Annotated in this window: 1 protein-coding gene (cut by a window edge); it reads left to right on the forward strand. The window is 51.8% G+C overall.

The genetic code is table 11. The features are described from left to right. Positions 1-26393, forward strand: the 5' portion of a protein-coding gene (locus MKY24_RS11650) for a non-ribosomal peptide synthase/polyketide synthase (RefSeq protein WP_339202017.1). The gene runs 15841 nt beyond the window's last position; the window shows 26393 of its 42234 coding nt (coding positions 1-26393); it begins with the start codon at positions 1-3; the stop codon falls past the right edge of the window.

Here is a 26393-nt window from a genome sequence, read left to right on the forward strand (position 1 = left end):
ATGACACAGCAAGATGTTCAATTATTTTCGCTAAGCCAGCCACAGCAACGGATTTGGTATACGGAGCTTCTGTATCCTAATCGGAACACATCAACAATTATTGCAACAGTAAAAATCAGGGGAACTGTTCGTATAGATGCCTTGCAACAAGCAATGAACCGGGTGATTGCCCAAAATGATTCTTTCCGTATCAAGATCACTGCTCAGGATGGGATTCCATATCAATATGTAGAGCCGTTTACGGCGGAAAATATAGAAACGCTCCAAGTTGCCCCGGAAGAAGCGAATGTATGGTTAAAGCGTCATAATCCACAGCCGTTCTCATTGTTGGATTCGCAGCTGTACCGATTTGTTATCTTGCAGCTCGGAGCAGAAGAAACATGGTTTAATTTTAAAATGCATCATATTATTTCAGATGGCGTGTCCATGAATCAGGCCATTAATGAAATCACCGGACATTATATGGATATTGTGCATGGTACAGGTCAAGATGCACCGACCAAAGGCAATCCCTATCTGGATTTTATCCAGGTAGAGCAAAGCTATGAGCAATCAGACCGTTATCAGAAGGACAAAACGTACTGGACAGAAAAGTTTGCCGATTTGCCAGAGACTACAGGTTTGAAATCATATAACCCGCTGACACTGAGCACAGCTGCACGCCGGGAGAGCTTTATACTGGAACATGAGTTGTATCGTGGTGTTACGGCTTTTTGCGAGGAACATAAAATTAGTATTTTCACGTTCTTCCTGGCGGCTCTGTATATTTATTTGCATAAAGTGACGGGAGAGCAGGACCTAACCGTGGGGACACTCTATGCCAACCGTACGTCTAAGAAAGAAAAGGATACCATCGGTATGTTCGTCAGCACCGTGGCTACGCGTCTGTTGGTCGAACCAGAATCCGAACTGCTGACCTTCCTGCAAGGTGTAGGGAAGGAGCAGGCGTCCATTTTGCGGCATCAGCGTTACCCATACAACAAAATTATTCAGGATTTGCGTGAACAGCAAAGCAGTCTGGACATTCAGCGTCTGTTTGGTGCTTCCATCCAGTATCGTACATTGAGTTTCTCCCGGTTTGATGAAGCCATTCAGCAGGTAGATAACGATTTCTGCGGAGATACGGTGAACGACTTCGATATTCACATGGTTGAAATGCTGGATGACGATAGACTCGTGCTGTACCTAGATTATCGTACCGAGCTGTTTAGTGAACAGGAAATTGCTCGAATTATTCGACAATTTTTGAGTGTGGCGGAGCATATGGTGCAGGGCCCACACAAGCGGATACAGGAATTGTCGCTGATCAGTGAGGAAGAACGGGCACAAATCGTCGACGTATTCAATGCTACTGCGGTGGAATATCCACACGAAGCAGGCATTCATGAGTTGTTTGAGGAACAGGCTGAACGTACACCGAATCAGACAGCAGTTGTGTTCGGAAATGCCCGTTTAACTTATGGCGAACTGAATGTTAAAGCAAATCGACTGGCTCACACGTTGCGCGGATACGGTGTTACCGCCGAGCAAACTGTAGGTATCGTTGCTGAGCGTTCCACCGATATGATTGTCGGCATGTTGGCGATTCTCAAAGCGGGCGGCGCATATGTGCCGATTGACCCTGATTATCCGGCTGAACGTGTACGTTACCTGCTGGAAGATTCGGGGGCGAAGTTGCTGCTGGTGCAGCATGCAGAACAGCAACTGGAGGAATACACCGGAATCGTACTGGATCTGAGCGATGCTAAGGTGTACGGGGCAGAGAATGACCAAGGCTTGAATACCGTACATTGGGAGCAAAACGAGGCTTATCATGCGGATTATACCGATTATACTAATCTGAAAAATGAGATTTTAAATGAATCATCCTCGTCTGTCGTAGACAGCACTGCTGGAGAACAAGAACGTAATTTTGGAAACCGACTAGCTTATTTGATGTACACCTCGGGCACGACCGGACAGCCCAAAGGGGTTATGGTAGAACATCGCAATGTCGTACGTTTGGTGAAAAGTACAAACTATGCGCAATTAGATGCTGATACACGCATTTTGCAAACTGGCGCCGTTGTCTTTGACGCGTCCACCTTCGAAATTTGGGGTGCGCTATTGAATGGTGGACAGCTCGTGCTGGTAAGTCAGGATGTCATTTTGGACGCTCCAAAGCTCAAGGAAGCCGTGCGCGACCATGGTATCACGACAATGTGGCTGACTGCACCGCTCTTTAACCAGTTATCTCAGCAGGACTTGGAGCTGTTCGAGGGGGTACAAGAACTGCTGGTCGGTGGTGATGTGCTGTCCGTACCGCACATTAACCGGGTGCTGGAGGCTCATCCGTCCCTGCGGATCATTAACGGCTATGGGCCGACAGAAAATACAACTTTTTCTACAACTCATGCGATTGCCAGCGTGCAATTGGAAGCGGTGCCGATTGGGCGTCCGATTCACAACTCCACAGCGTATGTCGTAGACCGTTCCATGCAGCTTCAGCCTGTCGGGGCATGGGGGGAGTTGATCGTCGGCGGCGACGGGGTGGCACGTGGCTACCGGAACCGTCCGGATTTAACGGCTGAAAAGTTTGTAGACAGCCCGTTCCGCAGCGGAGAGCGCTGCTACCGCACAGGCGATTTGGTGCGCTGGAATGAGGACGGGACGTTGGAATACAAAGGACGGATTGACGCACAGGTGAAAATCCGGGGCTACCGGATTGAGTTGGGCGAGGTGGAAGCACAGCTGCTGAAGCTGGAGGCGGTGCAAGAAGCCGTCGTCATTGCACGTGAGGATGAGCAGGGGCAAAAGCAGCTCTGTGCATATGTAGTCACCCTTGCGAATATCGCGGCTAGCGAGCTGCGAAGCGCCTTGAGCCAAGAATTGCCGGGTTACATGGTACCGTCATATTTTGTGCAGTTGGAGCAATTGCCGTTGACACCAAATGGCAAAGTGGATCGTCGGGCATTGCCGCAACCAGAAGGAAGCGTGGATTCCGGTGAGGATTACGTAGCGGCACGTAATGAGGTAGAACGTACGCTAGTGTCTGTGTGGCAATCTGTACTTGGTATTGAGCATATTGGTGTGCTGGATAACTTTTTCCATCTGGGGGGCGACTCGATTAAGGCCATCCAGGTGTCTTCAAGACTGCTGCAAAATGGTTACAAGCTGGAAATGAGGGAGTTGTTCCAGTATCCGACGATTGCTGAGCTGAATGGACGAGTGCAGCGGGTGAGCCGCGTTTCCGATCAAGGAGAAGTCAGTGGAAACGTGGCATTGACACCGATTCAACACTGGTTCATTGAACAGCAGCCATCCAATCCTGAACACTATAACCAGGCTCTGATGCTGCATCGTGAGGATCGATTGGATGAAACGGCGCTTCGTCAGGCACTGCAACGCATTGTCGAGCACCATGATGCTTTGCGCATCGTATTCCGCCAAAATGCGGACGGTGGGTATGAAGCATGGAACCGTCGCGTGCAAGAAGGAGAATTGTACAGCCTCGAAGTAGTTGATTTTACAAATGAGTCTGACTTTGCTCATTTGCTGGAGGACAAAGCCAGCGAAATTCAAAGCAATATCCGTCTAGATGAAGGCCCTTTGGTGAAGCTGGGTCTGTTCCGTTGCACCGATGGAGACCATTTGTTGGTAGCGATCCACCATTTTGTGGTCGACGGCGTGTCTTGGCGTATTTTACTGGAGGATTTGGCATCCGGTTATGAGCAGGCTTTACAGGGCGAGTCTGTCCGTTTACCCAACAAAACGGATTCCTTCCGTCTGTGGGCAGATCAGCTATCCGCTTATGCGAACAGTGGAGCGTTGGAGAATGAGCGTGCGTATTGGGAGCAGATTGAGCAAGCAGGGAAGAGTCAGACATCCTTGCCTAAAGATTACACTCGTAAATCTCAGGCTAAGCCACAGCTTCGCGATGATCGGACACTGACAGTAGCGTGGACGGTACAAGAAACGGAACAATTCTTGAAACAAGCTCATCGCGTCTACAATACAGAAGCAAACGACCTGTTGCTGACAGCTCTGGGCACTGCAATTCAGGAGTGGGCAGGCATCCGTCAGGTGCTTGTAAATCTGGAGGGGCACGGACGGGAAGCCATTTTGCCGGATGTAGACATTACGCGTACGATCGGTTGGTTTACCAGCCAATTCCCGGTTGTACTCGATATGGGCGAGGATCGGAATGTGGGACGGCGTGTCAAGAACGTCAAAGAAGGACTGCGCCGTTTGCCGCATAAAGGGATTGGATACGGGATTTTGAGATATCTTGCTGACAGGGAAGGGGAAGCCCCTTTTATCAGCGAGCCGGAAATCAGCTTTAACTATCTCGGACAATTCGATCAGGATTTAAAGAATAATGCCTTTCGCATGTCTCCTTATTCCATCGGAGCTTCCATTAGTGACACGTTAACCAAGCGGTATGCTCTGGATATCAACGGCATGATCACAAACGGTGCACTGGAGTTGACGATCAGCTACAGCAACAAAACGTTCATGAAAAAGTCAATCAAAAAGCTGGCTGATCTGCTTCAGGAGAGCTTGCGTGAGGTATTGGCTCACTGTGTGGAAAAAGAGTTGCCAGAGCTGACGCCAAGCGATTTGTCCTTCCAAGGACTGACGGCTGGAGAGCTGGATCATATTGTAGAGCAGACGGCTGCTGCGGGAGAACTGGAAAATATTTATTCGCTCACACCCATGCAAAAAGGCATCCTGTTCCACGGCTTAATGGAGCCGAAATCCGGGGCGTACTTTGAGCAGGCGACATTTGATCTGCAAGGCAGCTTTCAAGTGGAGGCTTTTGCCGAAAGCTTAAATCAACTGGTGGATCGCCATCAAATATTCAGAACTAATTTTTATAGCGGCTGGAATGAGCAGCCTTTACAGGTGGTGTACCGCCACAAACATGCCGGGTTCCGTTTTGAAGATGTGCGTTCAATGGGACAAGGAGAGCAGGACGCATACATTGCTGATTTTGCTGAGCGTGACAAAGTCGAAGGCTTTAATTTCAGCTCAGGCGAGCTGATGCGGGTGTCTGTTTTGCGTACAGGCGAGGAGTCGTACCGTTTTGTATGGAGCTTCCACCATATTTTGATGGACGGCTGGTGCTTGTTCCTGGTTGTGGGGGAAGCATTTAATACGTACTTTGCCATCCTCGAAGACCGCAAGCCGGAGCTTGTCCCGATAACGCCATACAGCGAATATATTGAATGGCTGGAGCGACAGGACAACGCGGAGGCTGAACGGTTCTGGAGTGATTACTTTGCTGGTTTCGAGCAGCAGACGGTATTGCCGCAGGCAAAACAGCTGGACGGTCACGCTAAAGAATATGAAGCGGACAAGCTTTCGTTTACACTGGGCCGCGAAGTGACGGAACGGATGAACAAGCTGGTTAAGCAAAAGCAAGTGACGGTCAACACCCTTCTGCAAGCAGCATGGGGCGTTGTGCTGCAACGGTATAACAACAGTCGGGATGTTGTATTTGGCAGTGTCGTATCCGGCAGATCAGCGGATATTCCGGGCATAGACAAAATGATTGGTTTGTTCATTAATACGGTTCCTGTACGGATTCACAGTGAGAAAGATATTACGTTTGCTGCGTTAATGAAGCAGATACAGGAGCAGGCACTGGCTTCCCGTGCTTATGAAACCTATCCGTTGTATGAAATTCAGGCCCTGACAGAGCAAAAACAGGACCTGGTGAACCATATTATGGTGTTTGAAAACTACCCAGTGGAACAGCGTATGGAGCAAATGGGTAGCCGTGGTGAGAATGGTTTTACGATTACAAATGCTTCCGTATCGGAGCAAACGAACTATGATTTCAACATTACGGTTGTGCCGGGTGATGAAATTCATGTCCATTTAGAGTACAACGCGCGAGTATTGGAACGTACAGCTATAGAGCAAATCCGCGGGCATTTGCTGCATATTATTGAAGAAGCGATTAACAGACCAGATGCGCTGGTAGATGAGCTTGAGTTGGTGACTGCTTCGGAAAAAGCGAAAATCATCGACGGTTTTGGATCAGTGGGCGTATCTGCATGGAGTAATGAAAAGCAATCAGAAGGGTTGTTCCACGCCTATGTGGAAGAACAAGCGCAGCTTGTGCCGGATCACGTGGCAGTTGTATACGAGGAGCGGCAACTTACGTATCGCGAGCTGAACGAGCGTGGGAACCAACTTGCTCGTAGATTGCGGAATGAAGGCATTGGGCGTGAATCCATTGTTGGTATTTTGAGCGAGCGCTCGGTGGACATGCTGGTCGGCGTATTGGCGGTATGGAAAGCCGGAGGTGCATATGTACCTTTAGATGCGGATTATCCGTCTGACCGTATCCGCTTTATGCTGGAGGACAGCGGTGCTACGGTGCTGCTTACGCAAACAGGTTTGCAGGAGCGTGCCCAAGCATGGCTGAATGAAAGCCGATGGGCTTTGGCCGAAGGAAAGGCTGAGGGTGAGCTGGAAACGGCGGTTAGCATTGAAACGATGGAAAGAGACAGCCTTAATGAGGGATTAAGCTTGAAATCAGATTCGCCATCTGACAGCGAAGCAGCATCCGAATCCGCAGCGAACTTGCGTCTGCATGCCGTGCTGGCGCTGGACGATGAGTCGCTGTACACTGGGGATCCCACGGATGTGGAGCACATCAATGAGCCGCAGGATCTGGCGTACGTGATCTACACGTCCGGGACAACGGGACGTCCGAAGGGCGTCATGATTGAGCATCGCAGCTTGGTGAATACAGCTGCGGCGTATCGCCGGGATTACCGTCTGAACCAGTTCCCGGTACGGCTGCTGCAATTGGCAAGCTTCTCCTTCGACGTATTCGTCGGGGATATCGCGCGGACGCTTTATAACGGTGGAACGATGGTCATCTGTCCGAAAGATGATCGCATTGACCCAAGCCGTCTATACGGCTGGATTCGCGACTATCAGATTACGGTGTTCGAATCGACCCCTGCCTTGATTGTACCGTTTATGCAGCATGTGCATGAACAGGGACTGGACATGAGCAGTCTGGAATTGCTGATCACCAGCTCGGATAGCTGCAGCGTGACGGATTACCGGGTGCTGCAAGAACGATTTGGTGCGGATATTCGCATTATGAACAGTTATGGCGTCACGGAAGCGGCAATCGACTCCAGCTTCTACGACGAAGAACTGTCGAAGCTGCCGGACAGCGGCAGTGTGCCGATTGGTCAGGCGTGGCTGAACGCACGATTTTACATCGTGGACAGCCAGTTGAATCCGGTGCCGATCGGCGTACTGGGCGAGCTGTGCATTGGCGGTGCCGGGGTGGCACGGGGATACCTGAACCGTGCCGACCTGACGGCCGAGAAGTTCGTAGCGAATCCGTATGTACCGGGTGAACGATTGTATCGCACAGGTGACCTCGCGCGGTGGATGCCGGACGGCAATGTGGACTTTATCGGCCGGATGGACTATCAAGTGAAAATTCGGGGCTACCGGATCGAGCTGGGCGAGATTGAAACGGCAATTCAGCGGGTGCCAGGTGTGCGTCAAGCGGTAGTCATTGACCGGACGGACGAACGTGGACACAAGTACTTGTGCGGATATATCACAGGAGAATCCGAGCTGCGGATCGAGGAGGTACAGGCCGAGCTGGAAGCAGGGCTGCCAGCACATATGGTACCTGCACGCTTGATGCGTCTGGAGACCTTGCCACTGACCCACAATGGAAAAATCGACCGCAAGGCCTTGCCGGAACCGGAAGGAAGCATCCATACCGGGGCAGCCTATGTGGCTCCACGTACTACGGTAGAACAGGTTTTAGCTTCAGTGTGGGCCGGGGTGCTGGGTGCCGAAACGGTAGGCACGCAGGATAACTTCTTTGAACTGGGCGGCGATTCGATCAAAGCGCTGCAAGTATCGTCCCGCTTGCTGCAAGCAGGTTATCGACTGGACATGAAGGATTTGTTCAGCAATCCGACGGTAGCGTCACTCAGTCCTTTGCTTCGTACAGATGGCAAGATTGCCAGTCAGGAAGAGGCAGTAGGCAAGGTAGATCTGACACCCATTCAACGGTGGTTCTTCGAGCAACAGCCGGTAGACCTGCACCACAGCAACCAGGCGATGATGCTGTATCGAGCCGGGCGCTTTGACGTCGACGCGCTGCGCTGTACGATGGAACGCATTGTCCAGCATCATGACGCATTGCGCACTGTATTCCGTGAGACGGAGCAAGGCTATGCCGCCTGGAACCGCAGTGTAAAGGAAGGCGAGCTGTTCACACTGGACATCGTAGATTTTAGCGGAGTTGAAGACGAATCCACCGCTGTAGAAGCCAAGGCGAGTGGAATTCAAGCCAGCATTCATTTGAGCGAGGGTCCGCTTGTGAAGCTCGGTCTGTTCCATTGCGCTGGAGGCGACCATTTGCTAATCGTGATTCATCATCTGGTTGTGGACGGTGTATCGTGGCGCATTTTGCTGGAGGACTTGGCAGCCGGATATGAGCAGGCCGTTGCAGGTAAAACGGGTAAAGCTATTCAACTGCCGCATAAAACAGATTCCTACCAGGTATGGGCCAAACAGCTGTCAGCCTACGCAAATAGTGTGACGATGGAGCGGGAGTTTGCATACTGGCAGCATATCGAACAGGCGGAAGCCAGCCTCGCGAAGCCTTTGCCGAAGGATTTTGCGAATGACAATGCACTGCTCGGAGACAGCGAGGTTGTGACGGTCCGCTGGACGAAGCAGGAAACCGAGCAGCTACTCAAACAAGCTCATCGCGCGTACAACACGGAAATGAACGACCTGTTGCTGGCTGCGCTCGGAAAAGCCGTCTATGACTGGTCTGGTTCCGAACGAGTGCTGGTCAACCTGGAAGGCCACGGACGGGAAGCCGTTGTACCCGACGTGGATATTACGCGCACAGTCGGCTGGTTTACGAGCCAATTTCCGGTTGTACTGGATGGAAGTCTGGGACAAGGTGGAAATACCGCTCGGCTGATTAAACGGGTCAAGGAAGGGCTGCGTCATATTCCGCAAAAAGGCATCGGCTATGGTATTTTGCGATACCTGTCAGATATGAATGTTCTGGAGAAAGCAGGCGTGCAGTTAAAGACTCAGCCTGAGATCAGTTTTAACTATCTGGGTCAATTCGATCAGGATTATAAAGGCAACGATCTGGAGCCTTCCTCCTATTCCATCGGTGTGCCTGTTAGCACGAACGCGGCTATGGATTTTGCACTAGATATCAATGGATTAATCGAGGATGGCGAGCTGATGTTCACTATTCGCTACGGTACCACACAATTCCGGCACGAAACGATTGCACGGCTTGGAGAACTACTGGCATCCGGCTTGCGTGAGGTGATTAGCCATTGCATTGCGCAGGAAAGAACGGTGTTGACCCCAAGTGATGTCTTGTTAAAACATGTAACGCTGGACGAGCTGGAGCAATTGGTGAAAGATACACAAGATATGGGTGAACTAGAAAATGTGTATGCTTTGACGCCGATGCAAAATGGCATGCTCTTCTTCAGTCTAATGGATGAGAGTTCGGCAGCTTATTTTGAGCAGGCAACCTTTGAATTGAATGGACGTTTTGATGTGGTTGCTTTCAGCAAAAGCTTTGATTTGCTCGTACAGCGTCATGAGGCGTTACGGACGAACTTTATCAGTTCATGGAAGGATGAACCTGTGCAGGTCGTCTTCCGTAATCGTAGCGGGCAATTATATTATGAAGACTTGCGCGGACTAGAAAAAGAGGAACGAGAAGCTTGTGTTGAAGCTTTTGTCATCGAGGATAAAGCGAAAGGATTCAATCTTGCAGAGGATGCACTCATTCGTGTCTCCATTTTGCAAACCGGGGATGATACGTACCACTTTGTTTGGAGCTTCCATCACATTTTGATGGATGGCTGGTGCTTGTCCTTTATGACACAGGAGGTATTCGGTAGCTATCTGGCACTGCGTGCGGGTCATGAGCCAACGCTGGAGCCTGTCACGCCGTTTAGTCGATTTATTGAATGGTTGGAGCGTCAGGACCGTGAGGCAGCCTTGCAATACTGGCGTGGATATCTGGCAGACTACGAGCAGCAAATTACGCTTCCTCAGCAAAAAACACAGCCTAAATCGATGCAAGATGGGGAATATGTTGCTGAAGATCTGGAATGTGACTTCCAGCCGGAGCTGGTTGCTCAGATCGAACGGGTGGCGAAGCAAAATCAGGTGACGGTCAACACGTTGATTCAGACCGTATGGGGCGTTCTGTTGCAAAAATATAACAACAGTTCGGATGTCGTGTTCGGTAGCGTAGTGTCTGGTCGTCCAGGCGATATTCCAGGTGTGGAGCACATGATCGGGCTATTTATTAATACGATTCCAGTGCGTGTGCAGTCTGAAGAGGGCGAAGCCTTTAACGAGCTGATGAAACGAACACAGCGGCAAGCGCTGGCGTCCAATGCCTATGATGCGTTCCCGCTGTATGAAATTCAGGCACTGACCGAGCAGAAGCAGGATTTAATCAATCATATTATGATATTTGAAAATTATCCGGTGGAGCAGCAGGTAGAGCAGCTGGGAGGCCAAGGACAGGAACCGTTCACGATTTCGAATGTGGTGGCTACAGAGCAAACCAACTACGATCTGAACGTAGCCGTTATGCCGGGAGAAGGCATAAAGATTCGCTTTATGTATAACACGCTCTGTTTTGATCGGAAAGGCATTGAGCGTCTGTATGGACATTTTACTCGCCTCCTGGAGCAAATTTCGCTCAACCCAAATGTTCGGGTTGAAGAGTTGGAATTGGTCACAGCAGCGGAAAAACAACAGATTACAGCGGCATTTAATGACACTGCTTGTGCATTTCCGTCCAAACAGACGATCCATCAGCTGTTCGAGGATCAGGTGGAGTGTACGCCAGACCAAGTGGCATTGGTGTTTGGAAATCAGAGTCTGACTTATCGGGAACTGAATGAACGGGCAAACTCATTGGCCCGAATGCTTCAAGCCCAGGGAGTAGGACCTGACAAGCTGGTGGGTCTGATGGTGCAGCGCTCAGTGGAAATGATTGTAGGTCTCCTGGCCGTTCTCAAAGCAGGTGGTGCTTATGTGCCAATCGATCCCGAATTTCCGTCCTCTCGTATTGAATACATGCTGGAAGACAGCGAGGCCGCAGTGCTTCTGACCCGTCGTGAGCTGGCAGAAGAGCACCATTGCCATGCCCATACCATGTTTCTTGAGGATGCAGCATTGTATCAGGGAGAAAGTAGCAACCTGGAGACGATTGCCCGCCCAGAGCATTTGGCTTACGTCATCTATACCTCGGGTTCGACTGGAAATCCGAAAGGAGTTATGCTCCAGCATCGCTCGGTACTCAACTTTATTACCGGGATGCGCGAAGCCATTGACTTTGAAACGAGCCAAACCATTTTGTCACTCACGACCATTTCATTCGATATTTTCGTCTTGGAAACCATCCTGCCCCTGCTGGGTGGAATGTCTGTTGTGCTTGGCGACCGCCAGCATCAGGTGAATCCGCAGGCGCTTGGTGAGTTGATTACTCAACATTCTATTGAGATGTTGCAAATGACCCCATCCCGGTTGCAAATGCTGCTGGGTCATGAAGCAGGTTCCCGCGCGCTGCGAAACGTGAAGGTCATTATGGTCGGGGGTGAAGCCCTTCCGTCCAAGCTGCTCGCAGCACTGCAAGAAATAAACGGTCCCCGCATTTATAACATGTACGGACCTACAGAAACGACGGTGTGGTCGGCCGTACAGGAACTGACCCATGCTCAAGACATTAATATCGGACGTCCCATCGCGAATACCCAAATCTATATCATGAATGCGAGTGGAGAGTTGCAGCCCGTCGGTGTGCCGGGCGAGTTATGTATTGCAGGGGAAGGATTAGCCCGTGGGTATTGGAAACGTGAAGAACTGACGGCTGAGAAATTTGTAAATAATCCATTTGCTGGTGGCAAGGCAGGCCATGAGCGGATGTACCATACAGGCGATTTGGCAAGATGGACGCCGGACGGCAACATTGAATATTTGGGGCGGATGGACCATCAGGTAAAAATCCGGGGCTACCGGATCGAACTGGGCGAGATCGAATCGCAGCTGTTGCAGGTGGAGTCGGTACAAGAAGCGGTCATCATGGCCCGTGGGGACGAAACGGGCCAAACACAGCTCGTGGCGTACTACGTCGCGAGTCAAGAGCTTGGCGCCGGTGAGCTGAGACATGAGCTGGGGCGGGAATTGCCGAGCTATATGATGCCGTCGTATTTCATTCAGTTGGAGCAGATGCCGCTGACACCAAACGGTAAAACCGACCGCAAGTCCCTGCCAGCACCGGAAGGCAGCCTGCAAAGCGGAGCGGATTATGTAGAGCCGCGCACTGCACCGGAACGGGCACTCGTAGCGGTCTGGCAATCCGTCCTAGGCGTGCCAACCGTCGGAATGTTGGACAATTTCTTTGACCTGGGTGGCGATTCGATCAAGGCGATTCAAATCGTGTCCCGTGCGTTCCAGGCAGGCTACAAGCTGGACATGAAGGATTTGTTCCGCTATCCCATCGTCGCAACCCTGGCACCGCATATGCACGAGGTCAGTCGTATGGCAGATCAGGGAGAAGTGAGCGGAGAGACGGCGTTGCTTCCGATCCAGCACGGGTTCTTTGCACAGGAGCAAGTGGATGCGCATCACTTTAATCAGGCCGTTATGCTGCACCGGGAGCAGGGCTTTGACGAAGCTGCTTTGCGTCAGGCGCTTGGCAAGCTGACGGAGCACCACGATGCTCTGCGGATGGTGTTCAGCAAGACCGAGCAAGGCTATAAAGCGTGGAACCGCAGAATACAGGAAGGCGAGCTGTATCACCTGGACGTGCTGGACTTTAGAAATTTGACGGATGAAGCCATGCTCAGCGCGGCAATTGAAGCGAAATCCACCGAAATTCAAAGCAGTATCCAGCTTCAAGAAGGACCGCTGTTAAAGGCTGGTTTGTTCCACTGTGCCGATGGGGATCATCTGCTGATAGTGATTCACCATTTGGCGGTGGACGGGGTATCCTGGCGTATTTTGTTCGAGGATTTGGCTACTGCCTATGAACAGGCTGTTCATCAGGAAGTGCTTCAGCTGCCGAACAAAACGGATTCCTTCCGTTCCTGGTCTGGGCGACTCTCCGCGTATGCGAATAGCACAGCCATGGAAAGTGAACACGCCTACTGGGAGCAACTGAACGCAGCCGCTTGGGCTGACCAAGTGCGTTTGCCTGAGGATCAAGCGCAGGCTGAGCCATTTATCCTAGCTGACACGGATACAGTGGTCGTCCAGCTTACGGAAGAAGAGACTGAACGGCTGTTGAAGCAAGCACACCGCGCATATAACACGGAAGTGAATGATCTGCTTCTGACTGCTTTGGGCATGATGCTGTACACATGGACCGGCCATGAACGCAGCCTGATCAACCTGGAGGGACACGGACGTGAGGATATTTTGCCGGATACGGACATTTCTCGTACGGTAGGCTGGTTTACGAGTCAATATCCGGTATTGCTGGACATCGGTCGTGATCACGCTTTGTCGGGACGCATCAAACAGGTCAAAGAGAGTCTGCGTCATATTCCGAATAAAGGAATGGGCTACGGTATATGGAGATATTTGAGTGAATCCGGCCAAACGGTTGGTCAGCAAGCAGATGCACGGCACCTTGGTCAATATCAAGCTTTTGTCGAGCCACAAGTGAGCTTTAACTATCTCGGCCAGTTTGATCAGGACTTGCAAAATAGCGATATGCGTTGGTCTCCTTACTCGATTGGATCGGTCGTTAGTGCCCGGACGAAGATGAAATATGCTCTGGATGTGAGCGGAATCGTAACGAACGGCATCCTGGAACTGGACATTCGGTATAACGGCAAAGCCTTCCGTAAGGACACCGTCCACATGCTGGCTAATCTGTTAAAATCCAACCTGCTTGAAATGATCGAGCATTGTGTTACGCAGGAGCGGACCGAATTGACTCCAAGTGATGTATTGCTAAAAGGTCTGACCCTGGAGCAATTAGAAACGATTAAGGAGCAGACCAAGACGGTTGGGGAACTGGAAAATATGTATCCGTTAACCCCCATGCAAAAGGGGATGCTGTTCCATAGTCTGATGAATGCAGAAACAGGCGTGTATTTTGAACAGGCGACCTTTGATCTGGAGGGCCACTTTGAACCGTCCCTATTCGAGGAAAGTCTGAAGCTGCTGGTTAGCCGACATGCTATATTACGGACGAATTTCTACAGTGGTTGGTATGGCCAACCGTTGCAGATCGTCTATCGTCATAAAAATCCGAGCTTCCGTTATGAGGATGTCCGAGGCCGTGAGTACGCTATAGCTGAATTTGTGTCCCAGGATAAAGCTCAAAACTTTGATTTAGGCAAGGATGCGCTCATGCGCGTAACCGTCTTCCGCACGGGTGATAGCTCCTACCGTTTTGTATGGAGCTTCCATCATATTGTGATGGACGGTTGGTGCCTGTCGCTGGTGACGGATGAAGTGTTTGGTGCCTATGTTGCCCTGCTGGAGCACAAGCAGCCAGAGCTCGCACTTGTCAAGCCGTATAGTGACTATATCGAATGGTTGGAAGATCAGGATGTACAGGAAGCGACCCGTTATTGGAGTGACTATTTGGCGGGTTTTGAGCAGCAAACCTTGTTGCCTGGTGAGAACACGCAAGCTTCTGTAGTTGCACGGGATGAAGAACCAGACGGAAGCGGTGCGGGTTCCCATTCCGGCTATGTTTCGGAAAAGCTTCCATTTATGTTGGGTAAAGAACGGACCGCGGCATTGAACCAAATGGCCAAGCTACAACATGTCACGATTAACACCTTGCTGCAAAGCGTGTGGGGCGTTATTTTACAGCAATACAATAATCATCAGGATGTTGTATTTGGTGGTGTGGTATCCGGTCGTCCAGCAGACATTCCGGGTGTGGAGAATATGATCGGGTTGTTTATCAACACGATTCCGGTACGTATTTGCAGTGCACCGGATGCTACATTTGCAGAAGTATTGCAGCGCACACAGGAGCAGGCTTTGGCCTCTGGTGTCTATGACACGTTCCCGTTATACGACATTCAGGCACTGACTGCACAAAAACAAGACCTAATTCATCACATTATGGTCTTTGAAAACTACCCGATCGGGCAACAGATGAAGCAGGTGGGCGGTTCCGGTGAGACAAGAGCACAAAATGGCTTCTCTATTGCCAATGTGGAACTTGCCGAGCAAACCAACTACGATTTCAACCTGATTGTCGTGCCTGACGAGGATATCTCCATCCTGCTTGAATACAATGCTCTGGTGTATAACCGATCTGCTATGGAGCGTATCCAGGGGCATATCGACCATGTCATCGGACAAATTGTGGACAATCCGAATATCCGTGTGAATGAGCTGGAATTGGTAACCCCGCAAGAACAGGCGCAGATCGTTCAGGTGTGGGGAAATACGACGGCAGCCTACCCGCAGGATCAGACGTTAAGTGTGCTGTTCGAGCAGCAGGTAGCGAACACACCGGAGCAGGTGGCGGTGCTGTGCGGAGCGGAGTCGTTGACCTACGCGGAGCTGAATGAGCGAGCCAACCGTCTCGCACGCACCTTGCGTGCCGAAGGTATTGAACCGGATCAGCCGGTAGGCATTTTGGTTCAGCGCTCGCTGGACATGATCGTGGGTATCTACGCGATCCTCAAAGCAGGCGGAGCTTACGTGCCCATCGATCCAGAATATCCGGCGGATCGTATCCGCTTTATGCTGGAGGACTCGGGCGCGAAGCTGGTGCTGACGCAATCGCATCTGGCAGAGCAAGCATCGCTGAGTTTCGACGGCCAGGTGCTGGTGCTGGATCGCGAGGACATTTACCACGAAGACGGCTCGAATCTGGAACCACTGGCTGGACCGCACCATGTAGCCTATGTCATCTATACCTCTGGCTCCACCGGGAAACCGAAGGGCGTGATGGTGGAGCACCATTCTGTGCTGAATCGGATTTTATGGATGCATGCTCGTTACGGCTTGAGTGCGGAAGACACGATTCTGCAAAAGACGGCCTTCACGTTCGACGTGTCGGTGTGGGAGCTGTTCTGGTGGTCGCTGGTCGGCTCGAAGGTGAGCTTGCTGTCGGTGGGAGGGGAAAAGAACCCGGAAGACATCGTCGACACGATTGCCCGCGATGGCGTGAGCACGATGCACTTTGTACCCGCCATGCTGCATGCGTTCCTGGAGTACGTGGAGCAGCAGCCGCGGGAAGTGATGCAAGCGAAGCTGGGTACGTTGCGCCATGTCTTTGCCAGTGGTGAAGCATTACCGCCACAGCATGTCGCACGGTTCCAACGGCTTGTGTCGAGCCTGGCTGGAGCGAAGCTGGTCAACTTGTATGGCCCAACCGAAGCGACGGTGGACGTATCGTACTTCGATTGCGAGCCTAATGAAGCCTATTTGGTCATTCCAATCGGGAAACCGATTCAGAATATTCGTCTGTACATCGTGAAGGAAGGCACGGAGCAATTGCAGCCGATCGGGGTTGCAGGGGAGCTGTGCATCGGCGGTATCGGGGTAGCCCGCGGTTACCTGAACCGACCGGAGCTGACGGCCGAGAAATTTGTGAAAGATCCGTTTGCTGGCGGGGAAGCAGGCTATGAGCGGATGTACCGCACAGGCGATTTGGCGAGATGGATGCCGGACGGCAACATTGAATATCTGGGCCGGATCGACCATCAGGTGAAAATCCGGGGTTACCGGATTGAGCTGGGTGAGGTCGAATCGCAGCTGCTCCAAGTGGAATCGGTACGAGAAGCCGTGGTCATGGCGCGTGCAGACGAAACGGGCCAAAAACAAATGGTGGCGTACTATGTCGCGGGGCAAGAAATGGGTGCCAGCGAGCTGAGAAGTGAGCTGGGCCGGGAGCTGCCAAGCTACATGGTGCCATCGTACTTTGTACAGCTGGAGCAGATGCCGCTGAGTCCAAATGGCAAAATCGACCGCAAGGCCCTGCCAGCACCGGAAGGCAGCCTGCAAACCGGAGCGGATTATGCTGAGCCGCGTACCGCGCAAGAACGTGCTCTGGCAGCGGTCTGGCAGTCAGTACTGGGACTACAGACTGTTGGTATTTTGGACAATTTCTTTGATCTGGGCGGCGATTCGATCAAGGCGATCCAAATCGCATCGCGTGCGTTCCAGGCTGGCTATAAGCTGGACATGAAGGATTTATTCCAGTATCCAACGGTTGCAACACTGGCACCGCATATGCACGAGGTCAGTCGTATGGCAGATCAAGGAGAAGTGAGCGGGGAAACCGCTTTGCTTCCGATCCAGCATTGGTTCTTTGCGCAGGAGCGCGAGCGTCCGCAGCACTTTAATCAGGCGGTCATGCTCTATCGTGCCGAGGGCTTTGATGAGACGGCGGTTCGCCAAGTCATGGATCACATCGTGAAGCATCATGATGCGCTTCGTACAGTTTTCCGTCAGACTTCCTCGGGTTATACGGCTTGGACACGCGGTGTAGATGAAGGCGCGTTGTATACGCTGGAAACCGCAGACTACCGTGAACAAGTAGCCTATGCGGAAGTGATGGAAGCGAAGGCAAATGAAATTCAAAGCAGCATCCACCTGTCCGCAGGACCTTTGGTCAAACTCGGATTGTTCCGCACAGCAAAGGGAGATCATTTGCTCATAGCCATTCACCATTTGGTGATAGACGGGGTGTCGTGGCGGATTCTGTTTGAAGATTTCTCGACAGGCTACGAGCAAGCGATCAAAGGCGAGCCTGTACGATTGCCCTTTAAAACGGATTCCTTCCAAACATGGGCACGGGAGTTGTCGTCTTACGCCAACCGTCCTGCGGAGGCGTCGGATGAAATTTACTGGAAGCAGCTGGAACAGGCCAAAGCGGAAGCGGCGCCGCTGCCTAAGGATTTCGCCTACGAAGGCTCCTTGAATGCAGACAGCGAAGTGCTGACGGTAGAGTGGACCGAAGCTGAAACCCAGCAACTGCTGAAGCAGGCCCATCGCGCCTATAACACCGAGGTCAATGATTTGCTGCTGACCGCGTTAGGATTGGCGATGCACAATTGGACAGGCGCCGGACAGGTGCTGGTGAATCTGGAGGGACATGGCCGGGAAGCAATCCTGCCAGAGGTGGATATAACACGTACAGTAGGCTGGTTTACGAGCTTGTATCCGGTGCTGCTGGACACAGATGTCAACCTGACGCTGGCCCAGCGGATTAAAGAAACGAAGGAAGGTCTGCGCCGCATTCCACATAAAGGGTTGACCTATGGCACATGGCGCTACCTGTCCCCTGCGTTCGCGTCGGATGAAGCGCAGGCGATTGGAGCAGAACCGGAAATCAGCTTTAACTACTTGGGACAGGTCGATCAGGATGTGCAAAATAGTGGAATCACATTGTCATCCTATAGCGCAGGGGAGACAGAGGATGCCCATTCACCGTTACTCTACACGCTGGATTTGAACGCGATGATCTCGGAAGGCACGCTGCACTTGACGATCGCTTACAGTCGTAAGCAGTATCGCAAAGAAACGCTGGAACGTGTGGCGGGACTTCTGCAATCCGCTTTGCAAGAGGTGATTACACATTGTGTCACTCAGGAACAGCCGGAGCTGACGCCGAGTGATGTGTCCTTCCAAGGTCTGACGACTGGAGAACTGGAACACATGGCAGCGCAGGCCGCACATATAGGTGAGCTGGAAAATGTATACGCGCTGACGCCGATGCAAAAGGGCATGCTCTTTTACAATCTGATGGACTCGCAATCGGGAGCTTATTTTGAACAGGCCTCCTTTGATCTGCAAGGACATTTTAATATCGATGCGTTTGCGGCAAGTTTGGATGTATTGATGCAGCGGCATACGGCACTGCGCACGAATTTCTACAGCGGCTGGAAGGATGAACCGCTGCAGGTCGTGTACCGCAATAAGCGCAGCGAACTCTATGTGGAAGACCTGCGGGATATGGAGCAAGAGCAGCAAAACGAGTACATCCTCGAATATACGCGTAAAGACAAGCAGAGAGGCTTTGATCTGGCACAAGATGCCTTGATGCGTGTCGCTGTTTTGCGTATAGGTGAGGCTTCGTACCGTTTTGTATGGAGCTTCCATCATATCGTGATGGACGGCTGGTGCTTGTCGCTGGTGACCAATGAAGTGTTTGCAAGTTATTTTTCGATACTGGCCCATAAACAGCCGGAACTGGCCCCTGTAACGCCATACAGTCAATATATCGAATGGCTGGAGCAGCAGGATCGTCAGGCCGCATCAGGTTACTGGAGCAAGGTTCTGGAAGGATATGAGGAACAGTCCCGCCTGCCACAGGCTAAAATTCAGGGCAAAACAGGATATCAGGCGGAGCGTCTAGATTTTGACTTGGGCGCGGAGCTAACGGCAGGCATTCAGCGCATAGCCAAGCGTTATCAGGTAACGATCAATACGTTGATGCAGACGGTGTGGGGCCTTTTGCTGCAAAAATATAATGGCACAGATGATGTGGTGTTTGGCAGCGTGGTATCTGGACGTCCGGCAGACATTCCAAATGTGGAGCACATCATAGGTCTGTTTATCAATACCATTCCTGTACGCATCCGCAGTCAAGTGGACAGCTTATTCTCAGACGTGATGAAGCAAACCCAGGAGCAATCCATTGCTTCCCATGCCTATGATACGTACCCGCTGTATGAAATTCAGGGATTGTCAGAGCTTAAGCAGGATTTGATCAATCATATTCTTATTTTTGAGAACTATCCGGTAGAGGAACAATTGGAGCAATTAGGCAACGACGATGAGTCCAGCTTCAGTATCACCGGAGCCGAGTCTGTCGAGCAGACCAACTATGACTTTAACCTGGTGGTACTGCCAGGGAACACCATTCACATGAGTTTTGGTTATAATGCACTGGCCTTTGAACGGGAAAGTGTAGAGCAAATTCGAGGTCATCTGGTACAGCTGCTGGAACAGGTGACAGCGAAGCCGGACATTCGCGTACATGAGCTGGATATGGTAACCGCGCAGGAGCGTGAGCAAATCGTCGAGGTTTGGGGCAATACAACGGTAGCCTATCCAAACGAGCAAACGATTCATGGCTTGTTCGAGGCGCAAACCGCGCGGACGCCGGAGCAGACAGCACTGTTCTTCGAAGGAGAAGTGCTGACCTATCGCGAGCTGAATGCACGCGCCAATCGATTAGCTCGTACCCTGCGTAGTCAAGGTGTAACGAAGGATCGTCTGGTGGGTCTGATGACCGAGCGCTCGGTGGACATGATCGTAGGTATCTTCGGGATTTTGAAGGCCGGGGGTGCATATGTCCCCATCGATCCGACGTATCCAGAGGAGCGTATCCGCTACATGCTGGACGACTCAGGGGCGAAGCTGTTGTTGACACAAAGCCATCTGGTGGACAAAGCAGCTATCGACGGTCACGTGCTGGTGTTAGATGGGGAGCAAACGGTGTACCACGAAGATGATTCCAATTTGGAGCCGTGGTCTGGTCCGAACGATTTGGCGTATGTGATTTATACGTCGGGTACAACGGGGCAGCCGAAGGGTGTAATGCTCGAGCATCACGGGCTATGCAATCTGAAGACGTATTTTGATCAGACGCTTCGGATGAGCACGTCGGATCATGCGTTGCTGTTCGCCAGCTATTCGTTTGATGCGGCTTGCTGGGAAATCTTCCAAGCGCTGTTCTGTGGAGCCACGTTGTATGTGCCAACGTCAGAAACGATTTTGAACTACGAGCGGTTTGAGCAATATATGGCGGATCATCAAATCACCGTGGCCGCTTTGCCGCCGACCTATGCGGTGTATCTGGAGCCGGGACGGATGCCAAACCTGCGTATTCTGTTCACTGCGGGTTCTGCATCTTCAACAGAATTGGTGTACAAGTGGAAGGATCAGGTCGCGTACTACAATGGCTACGGTCCCACCGAAAACTCGGTGGCGACGTCCATCTGGCCGGTATCCGAGGATGAGAGAGCCGGACAGCTGATTTCTATCGGACGCCCTGTGCCGAATCATCGGGTATACATGGTGGATGTGCATGGACATTTGGCTCCGGTGGGCGTAGCGGGTGAGCTGTGCGTGTCCGGTCCGGGTCTGGCTCGGGGTTATCTGGATCGTCCAGAGCTGACGGCTGAGAAATTTGTATCGAATCCGTTTGCAGCTGGCGAAGCAGGCTATGAACGAATGTACCGTACAGGTGACTTGGCGAGATGGATGCCGGATGGAAACATCGAATATTTGGGCCGGATCGACCATCAGGTGAAAATCCGGGGCTACCGGATCGAGCTGGGTGAGGTCGAGGCACAGATTTTGAAAGTGGAGGACGTACAAGAGGTCATCGTACTGGCCCAGGCAGACGAACAGGGGCAAAACCAACTGGTAGCGTACTATGTCGCTGAACGAGATGTAAGCGCTGGTGAGCTACGCAGTTTACTGGGTGAGGAGTTGCCAAACTACATGGTGCCATCGTATTTCATCCAGCTGGAGCAAATGCCGTTGACACCGAACGGTAAAATCGACCGCAAGGCCCTGCCAGCACCAGAAGGCAGCCTGCAAAGCGGAGCGGACTATGTAGAGCCGCGCACAGCGCTGGAGCAGACGTTAGTGTCCATTTGGCAGGCTGTATTAGGAACGAAGAGAGTCGGGATTTTGGATAATTTCTTTGATCTGGGCGGCGATTCGATCAAGGCAATCCAGGTATCCTCCCGTTTGCTGCAAGCGGGCTATAAGCTGGACATGAAGGATTTGTTCCAATATCCTTCTGTCTCGTTGCTGAGTGGTTATGTACACAAGGTCAGCCGTACAGCCGATCAGCGGGTAGTTTTGGGAAGCGCCAAGCTAACCCCGATTCAGCAATGGTTCTTTGGACAATCCTCGGCAGAGCCGCATTATTTTAACCAGTCGGTGATGCTGTATAGAGCACAAGGCTTTGATGAAGCCGCATTGCATCAAACGGTGACCAAGGTAACGGAGCATCATGATGCGCTACGTATGGTCTTCCGTCAGACCGAACAGGGCTATGAAGCGTGGAATCGCGGTTTGAACGAAGGTCAGCTATACAGTCTGGACGTTGTTGATTTGACGGGTATCGAAGACGCTGCAGATGTGGCGGTGGCGATTGAAACGAAAGCCAATGCCATCCAAGGTTCCATTCGTCTGAACGAAGGACCGCTGGTGAAGCTGGGACTTTTCCGCTGCATGGATGGGGATCATCTACTGATTGCCATTCACCATTTGGTCGTAGACGGGATTTCGTGGCGGATTGTGTTTGAGGATTTTGCCACGGGATATGAGCAGGCGGTTCGTGGAGAAGCCATTCGTTTGCCATATAAAACGGATTCGTTCTCCACTTGGGCAGCGCGCTTATCACAATATGCGAATAGTCCGGCCATCGAAGATGAACGCGAATATTGGCAGCGTATCGCTCAAATAGAAACTGCATTGTTGCCTAAGGATCATGAGAGAGCGGAAGGACAGCATTATCCGCTGAGAGACAGTGAAATTGTGACCGTGGCTTGGAGCGAGCAGGAAACACGACTGCTGCTACAGGAAGCACACCGTGCGTACCACACCGAGGTCAATGATCTGCTGTTAACCGCACTCGGCACAGCGTTATATAACTGGAGCGGTCAAGAGCGCGTGCTGGTCAATCTGGAGGGACATGGCCGGGAAGCCATTGTTCCAGATATCGACATCACCCGTACCGTGGGCTGGTTTACAAGCCAATATCCGGTGCTGCTGGGTGTGGACGGAAAGGCAGAAGTAGGGCAGCGAATCAAACGGGTGAAGGAAGACCTGCGTCATGTGCCACAAAAGGGCATTGGCTACGGCATTTTGAAATATATGTCTCAGGATGATGCCCATCATTCCCTTGCCTTGCAGCCTGAAATTAGCTTTAACTATTTGGGACAATTTGATCAGGACTTGGAAAATGGGGATATCACGCTGTCTTCACATCCAGGTGGAGAGCCGATGAGTGATCATACCGTACTGGAGCATCCTTTGAATGTGAACGGAATGATTACAGCGGGCGCCCTGACACTGGAAATTCGCTATGACAGTAAGGTATATCATCAGCAAAATGTAGAAAACTTTGCGCAGTTGCTGCAGGAAAGCTTGCAGGAAGTGATCACTCATTGTGCCTCCAAAGAGCGGAGTGAGCTAACACCAAGCGATGTATTGTTCAAAGGCTTGACACTGGAGCAACTGGAGCAATTGACGGAGCAAACGGCTTCTTTGGGCGAGCTGGAAAATGTATATGCTCTTTCGCCAATGCAGAAGGGGATGCATTTCCATAGCTTGATGGAGCCGCAGTCAGGCGCCTACTTCCAGCAAGCCTCGTTTGATCAAAAAGGAAGCTTTGATGTTGAAATTTTCCGCAAGAGTCTGGATGTACTGACACAGCGTCATGAAGCGCTGCGCACGAATTTCCATATGTTTGAGACAGGGCAAAGTCAGGAGCCATTGCAGATCGTGTTCCGTCACAAAGATAGCGACCTTTCCTTCCAGGATGTACGCGGCATGCAGGAAGCGGAGCAACAGGCGTATATCCAGGCGTTTAAGCTGGAGGACCAAGCTAGAGGCTTTAATCTCGGAACCGATGCACTCATGCGCGTACAGGTATTGCAAACAGATGAAGAAACGTATCATTTGGTATGGAGCTTCCATCACATTGTCATGGATGGCTGGTGCTTATCGCTGGTTACAGGCGAAGTGTTTGGTACGTACTTTGCACTGCTGGAGCAGAAGCAGCCGGAGCTCGCTCCTATCACACCGTATGGCCAATATATCGAATGGCTGGGACGTCAGGATGAACGTGCGGCAAAAGAATACTGGAGCAGCTATTTGGCGGGCTTTGAACAGCAGACGTTATTACCTGGATCGGATACTTCACCGAAAGACCAAGTGGCGGACAGCGGAGATCATACTGTATCCACTACAACAAGCGACACCAGCGAATATATCTCTGAAAAAATAACGGTAGATCTGGATCCAACGTGGAGCGAAGCCATACACCGGATTGCGAAGCAGCAGCAGGTCACGATTAATACGCTGATGCAGAGCGTGTGGGGCCTTATTTTGCAGAAATATAACAACAATGAGGATGTTATTTTCGGTAGTGTTGTATCTGGACGTCCAACAGATATTGCCGGCGTAGAGCATATGATCGGTTTGTTCATTAATACGATCCCGGTGCGGATTCAAAGTGAACGGAATGCCACTTTTGTGGAAGTGATGCGGAAAACGCAGGAACAGGCACTGACCTCGGGAGCCTATGACAGCTTCCCGCTATACGAGATTCAGGCGCTGACCGAGCAGAAGCAGCATCTGATTAATCACATTATGGTATTTGAGAATTATCCGGTAGAGGAGCAAGTTGAGCAGCTGGGTGAAGCTCGTCCGTCCGCTTTTGAAATTACGAATGTAGAGGTTGTCGAGCAAACAAACTATGATCTGGACTTGATTGTGATGCCCGATGAAACCTTCCGCATCCTGTTCAGATATAACGCCAATGTATACGATCGGTCTACGATAGAGCGGATGCAGGGACATGTACTGCATGTCATCGAGCAAATTATCGACAATCCGCATATTCGAGTAAATGAGCTGGAATTGGTGACACCGGAAGAACAGGCGCAGATCGTTCAGGTGTGGGGAGATACGGCGGCAGCCTATCCGCAGGATCAGACGCTAAGTGCAACGTTTGAGCAGCAGGCGGCACGAACACCGGATCAGGTGGCAGTGTTGTGCGGATCGGAATCGTTGACCTACGCGGAGTTGAATGAACGCGCGAACCGTTTGGCTCGGACGCTGCGTGCGGAAGGTGTTGAACCGGATCAGCCCGTGGGCATTTTGGTTCAGCGCTCTCTGGACATGATCGTAGGCATTTATGCGATCCTCAAAGCAGGCGGAGCCTACGTGCCCATCGATCCAGACTATCCAGCGGATCGTATCCGCTTTATGCTGGAGGACTCGGAAGCGAAGTTGGTACTGACGCAATCGCATCTGGCGGAGCAAGCATCACTGAGTTTCGACGGCCAGGTGCTGTTGCTGGATCGCGAGGACATTTACCACGAAGATGGCTCGAATTTGGAGCCACTGGCCGGACCGCACCATGTAGCCTATGTCATCTATACCTCTGGCTCCACGGGGAAACCGAAGGGCGTGATGGTGGAGCACCATTCCGTTTTGAACCGGATTTTGTGGATGCATGATCGTTATGGCTTGAGTGCGGAAGATACGATTCTGCAAAAGACGGCCTTCACGTTCGACGTGTCGGTGTGGGAACTGTTCTGGTGGTCGCTGGTCGGCTCGAAGGTGAGCTTGCTGTCGGTCGGCGGGGAAAAGAACCCGGAAGACATCATCGACACGATTGCTCGCGATGGCGTGAGTACGATGCACTTTGTACCTGCCATGCTGCATGCGTTCCTGGAATATGTGGAGCAGCAGCCACGGGAAGTGATACAGGCGAAGCTGGGAACGCTGCGCCACGTTTTTGCCAGTGGCGAAGCATTACCGCCACAGCATGTCGCACGGTTCCAACAGCTTGTGTCGAGCCTGGGCGGAGCAAAGCTAATCAACCTGTATGGGCCAACCGAAGCGACGGTGGACGTATCGTACTTTGATTGTGAACCGGATGAGGAATATGGAGTTATTCCGATCGGAAAACCGATTCAAAACATTCGTCTGTACATCGTGAAGGAAGGCACGGAGCAATTGCAGCCGATCGGGGTTGCGGGTGAGCTGTGCATCGGCGGTGTCGGCGTAGCCCGAGGTTATCTGAACCGTCCAGAACTGACGGCCGAGAAATTTGTGAAAGATCCGTTTGCTGGCGGGGAAGCAGGCTATGAGCGGATGTACCGCACAGGCGATTTGGCGAGATGGATGCCGGACGGCAACATTGAATATCTGGGCCGGATCGACCATCAAGTCAAAATCCGGGGCTACCGGATTGAACTGGGCGAGGTCGAAACGCAGCTGCTCCAAGTGGAATCGGTACGCGAAGCCGTAGTGCTGGCGCGTGCGGATGAAACGGGACAAAAACAAATGGTGGCGTACTATGTCGCCGGACAAGAAATGGGTGCCAGCGAGCTGAGAAGTGAGCTGGGCCGGGAGCTGCCAAGCTACATGGTGCCATCGTACTTTGTACAGCTGGAGCAAATGCCGCTGAGTCCAAATGGCAAAATTGACCGCAAGGCCCTGCCAGCACCGGAAGGCAGCCTGCAAAGCGGAGCCGATTATGTCGCACCGCGGACGTGGGTGGAAGTGAAGCTGGCACACATTTGGCAGGATGTGCTGGGCCTCACGCAGGTTGGTGTGAAGGAAAACTTCTTCGAGATTGGCGGACACTCGCTGCGGGCGACGACACT

The organism is Paenibacillus sp. FSL P2-0322 (assembly GCF_037975315.1).
GTDB lineage: Bacteria > Bacillota > Bacilli > Paenibacillales > Paenibacillaceae > Paenibacillus > Paenibacillus polymyxa_B.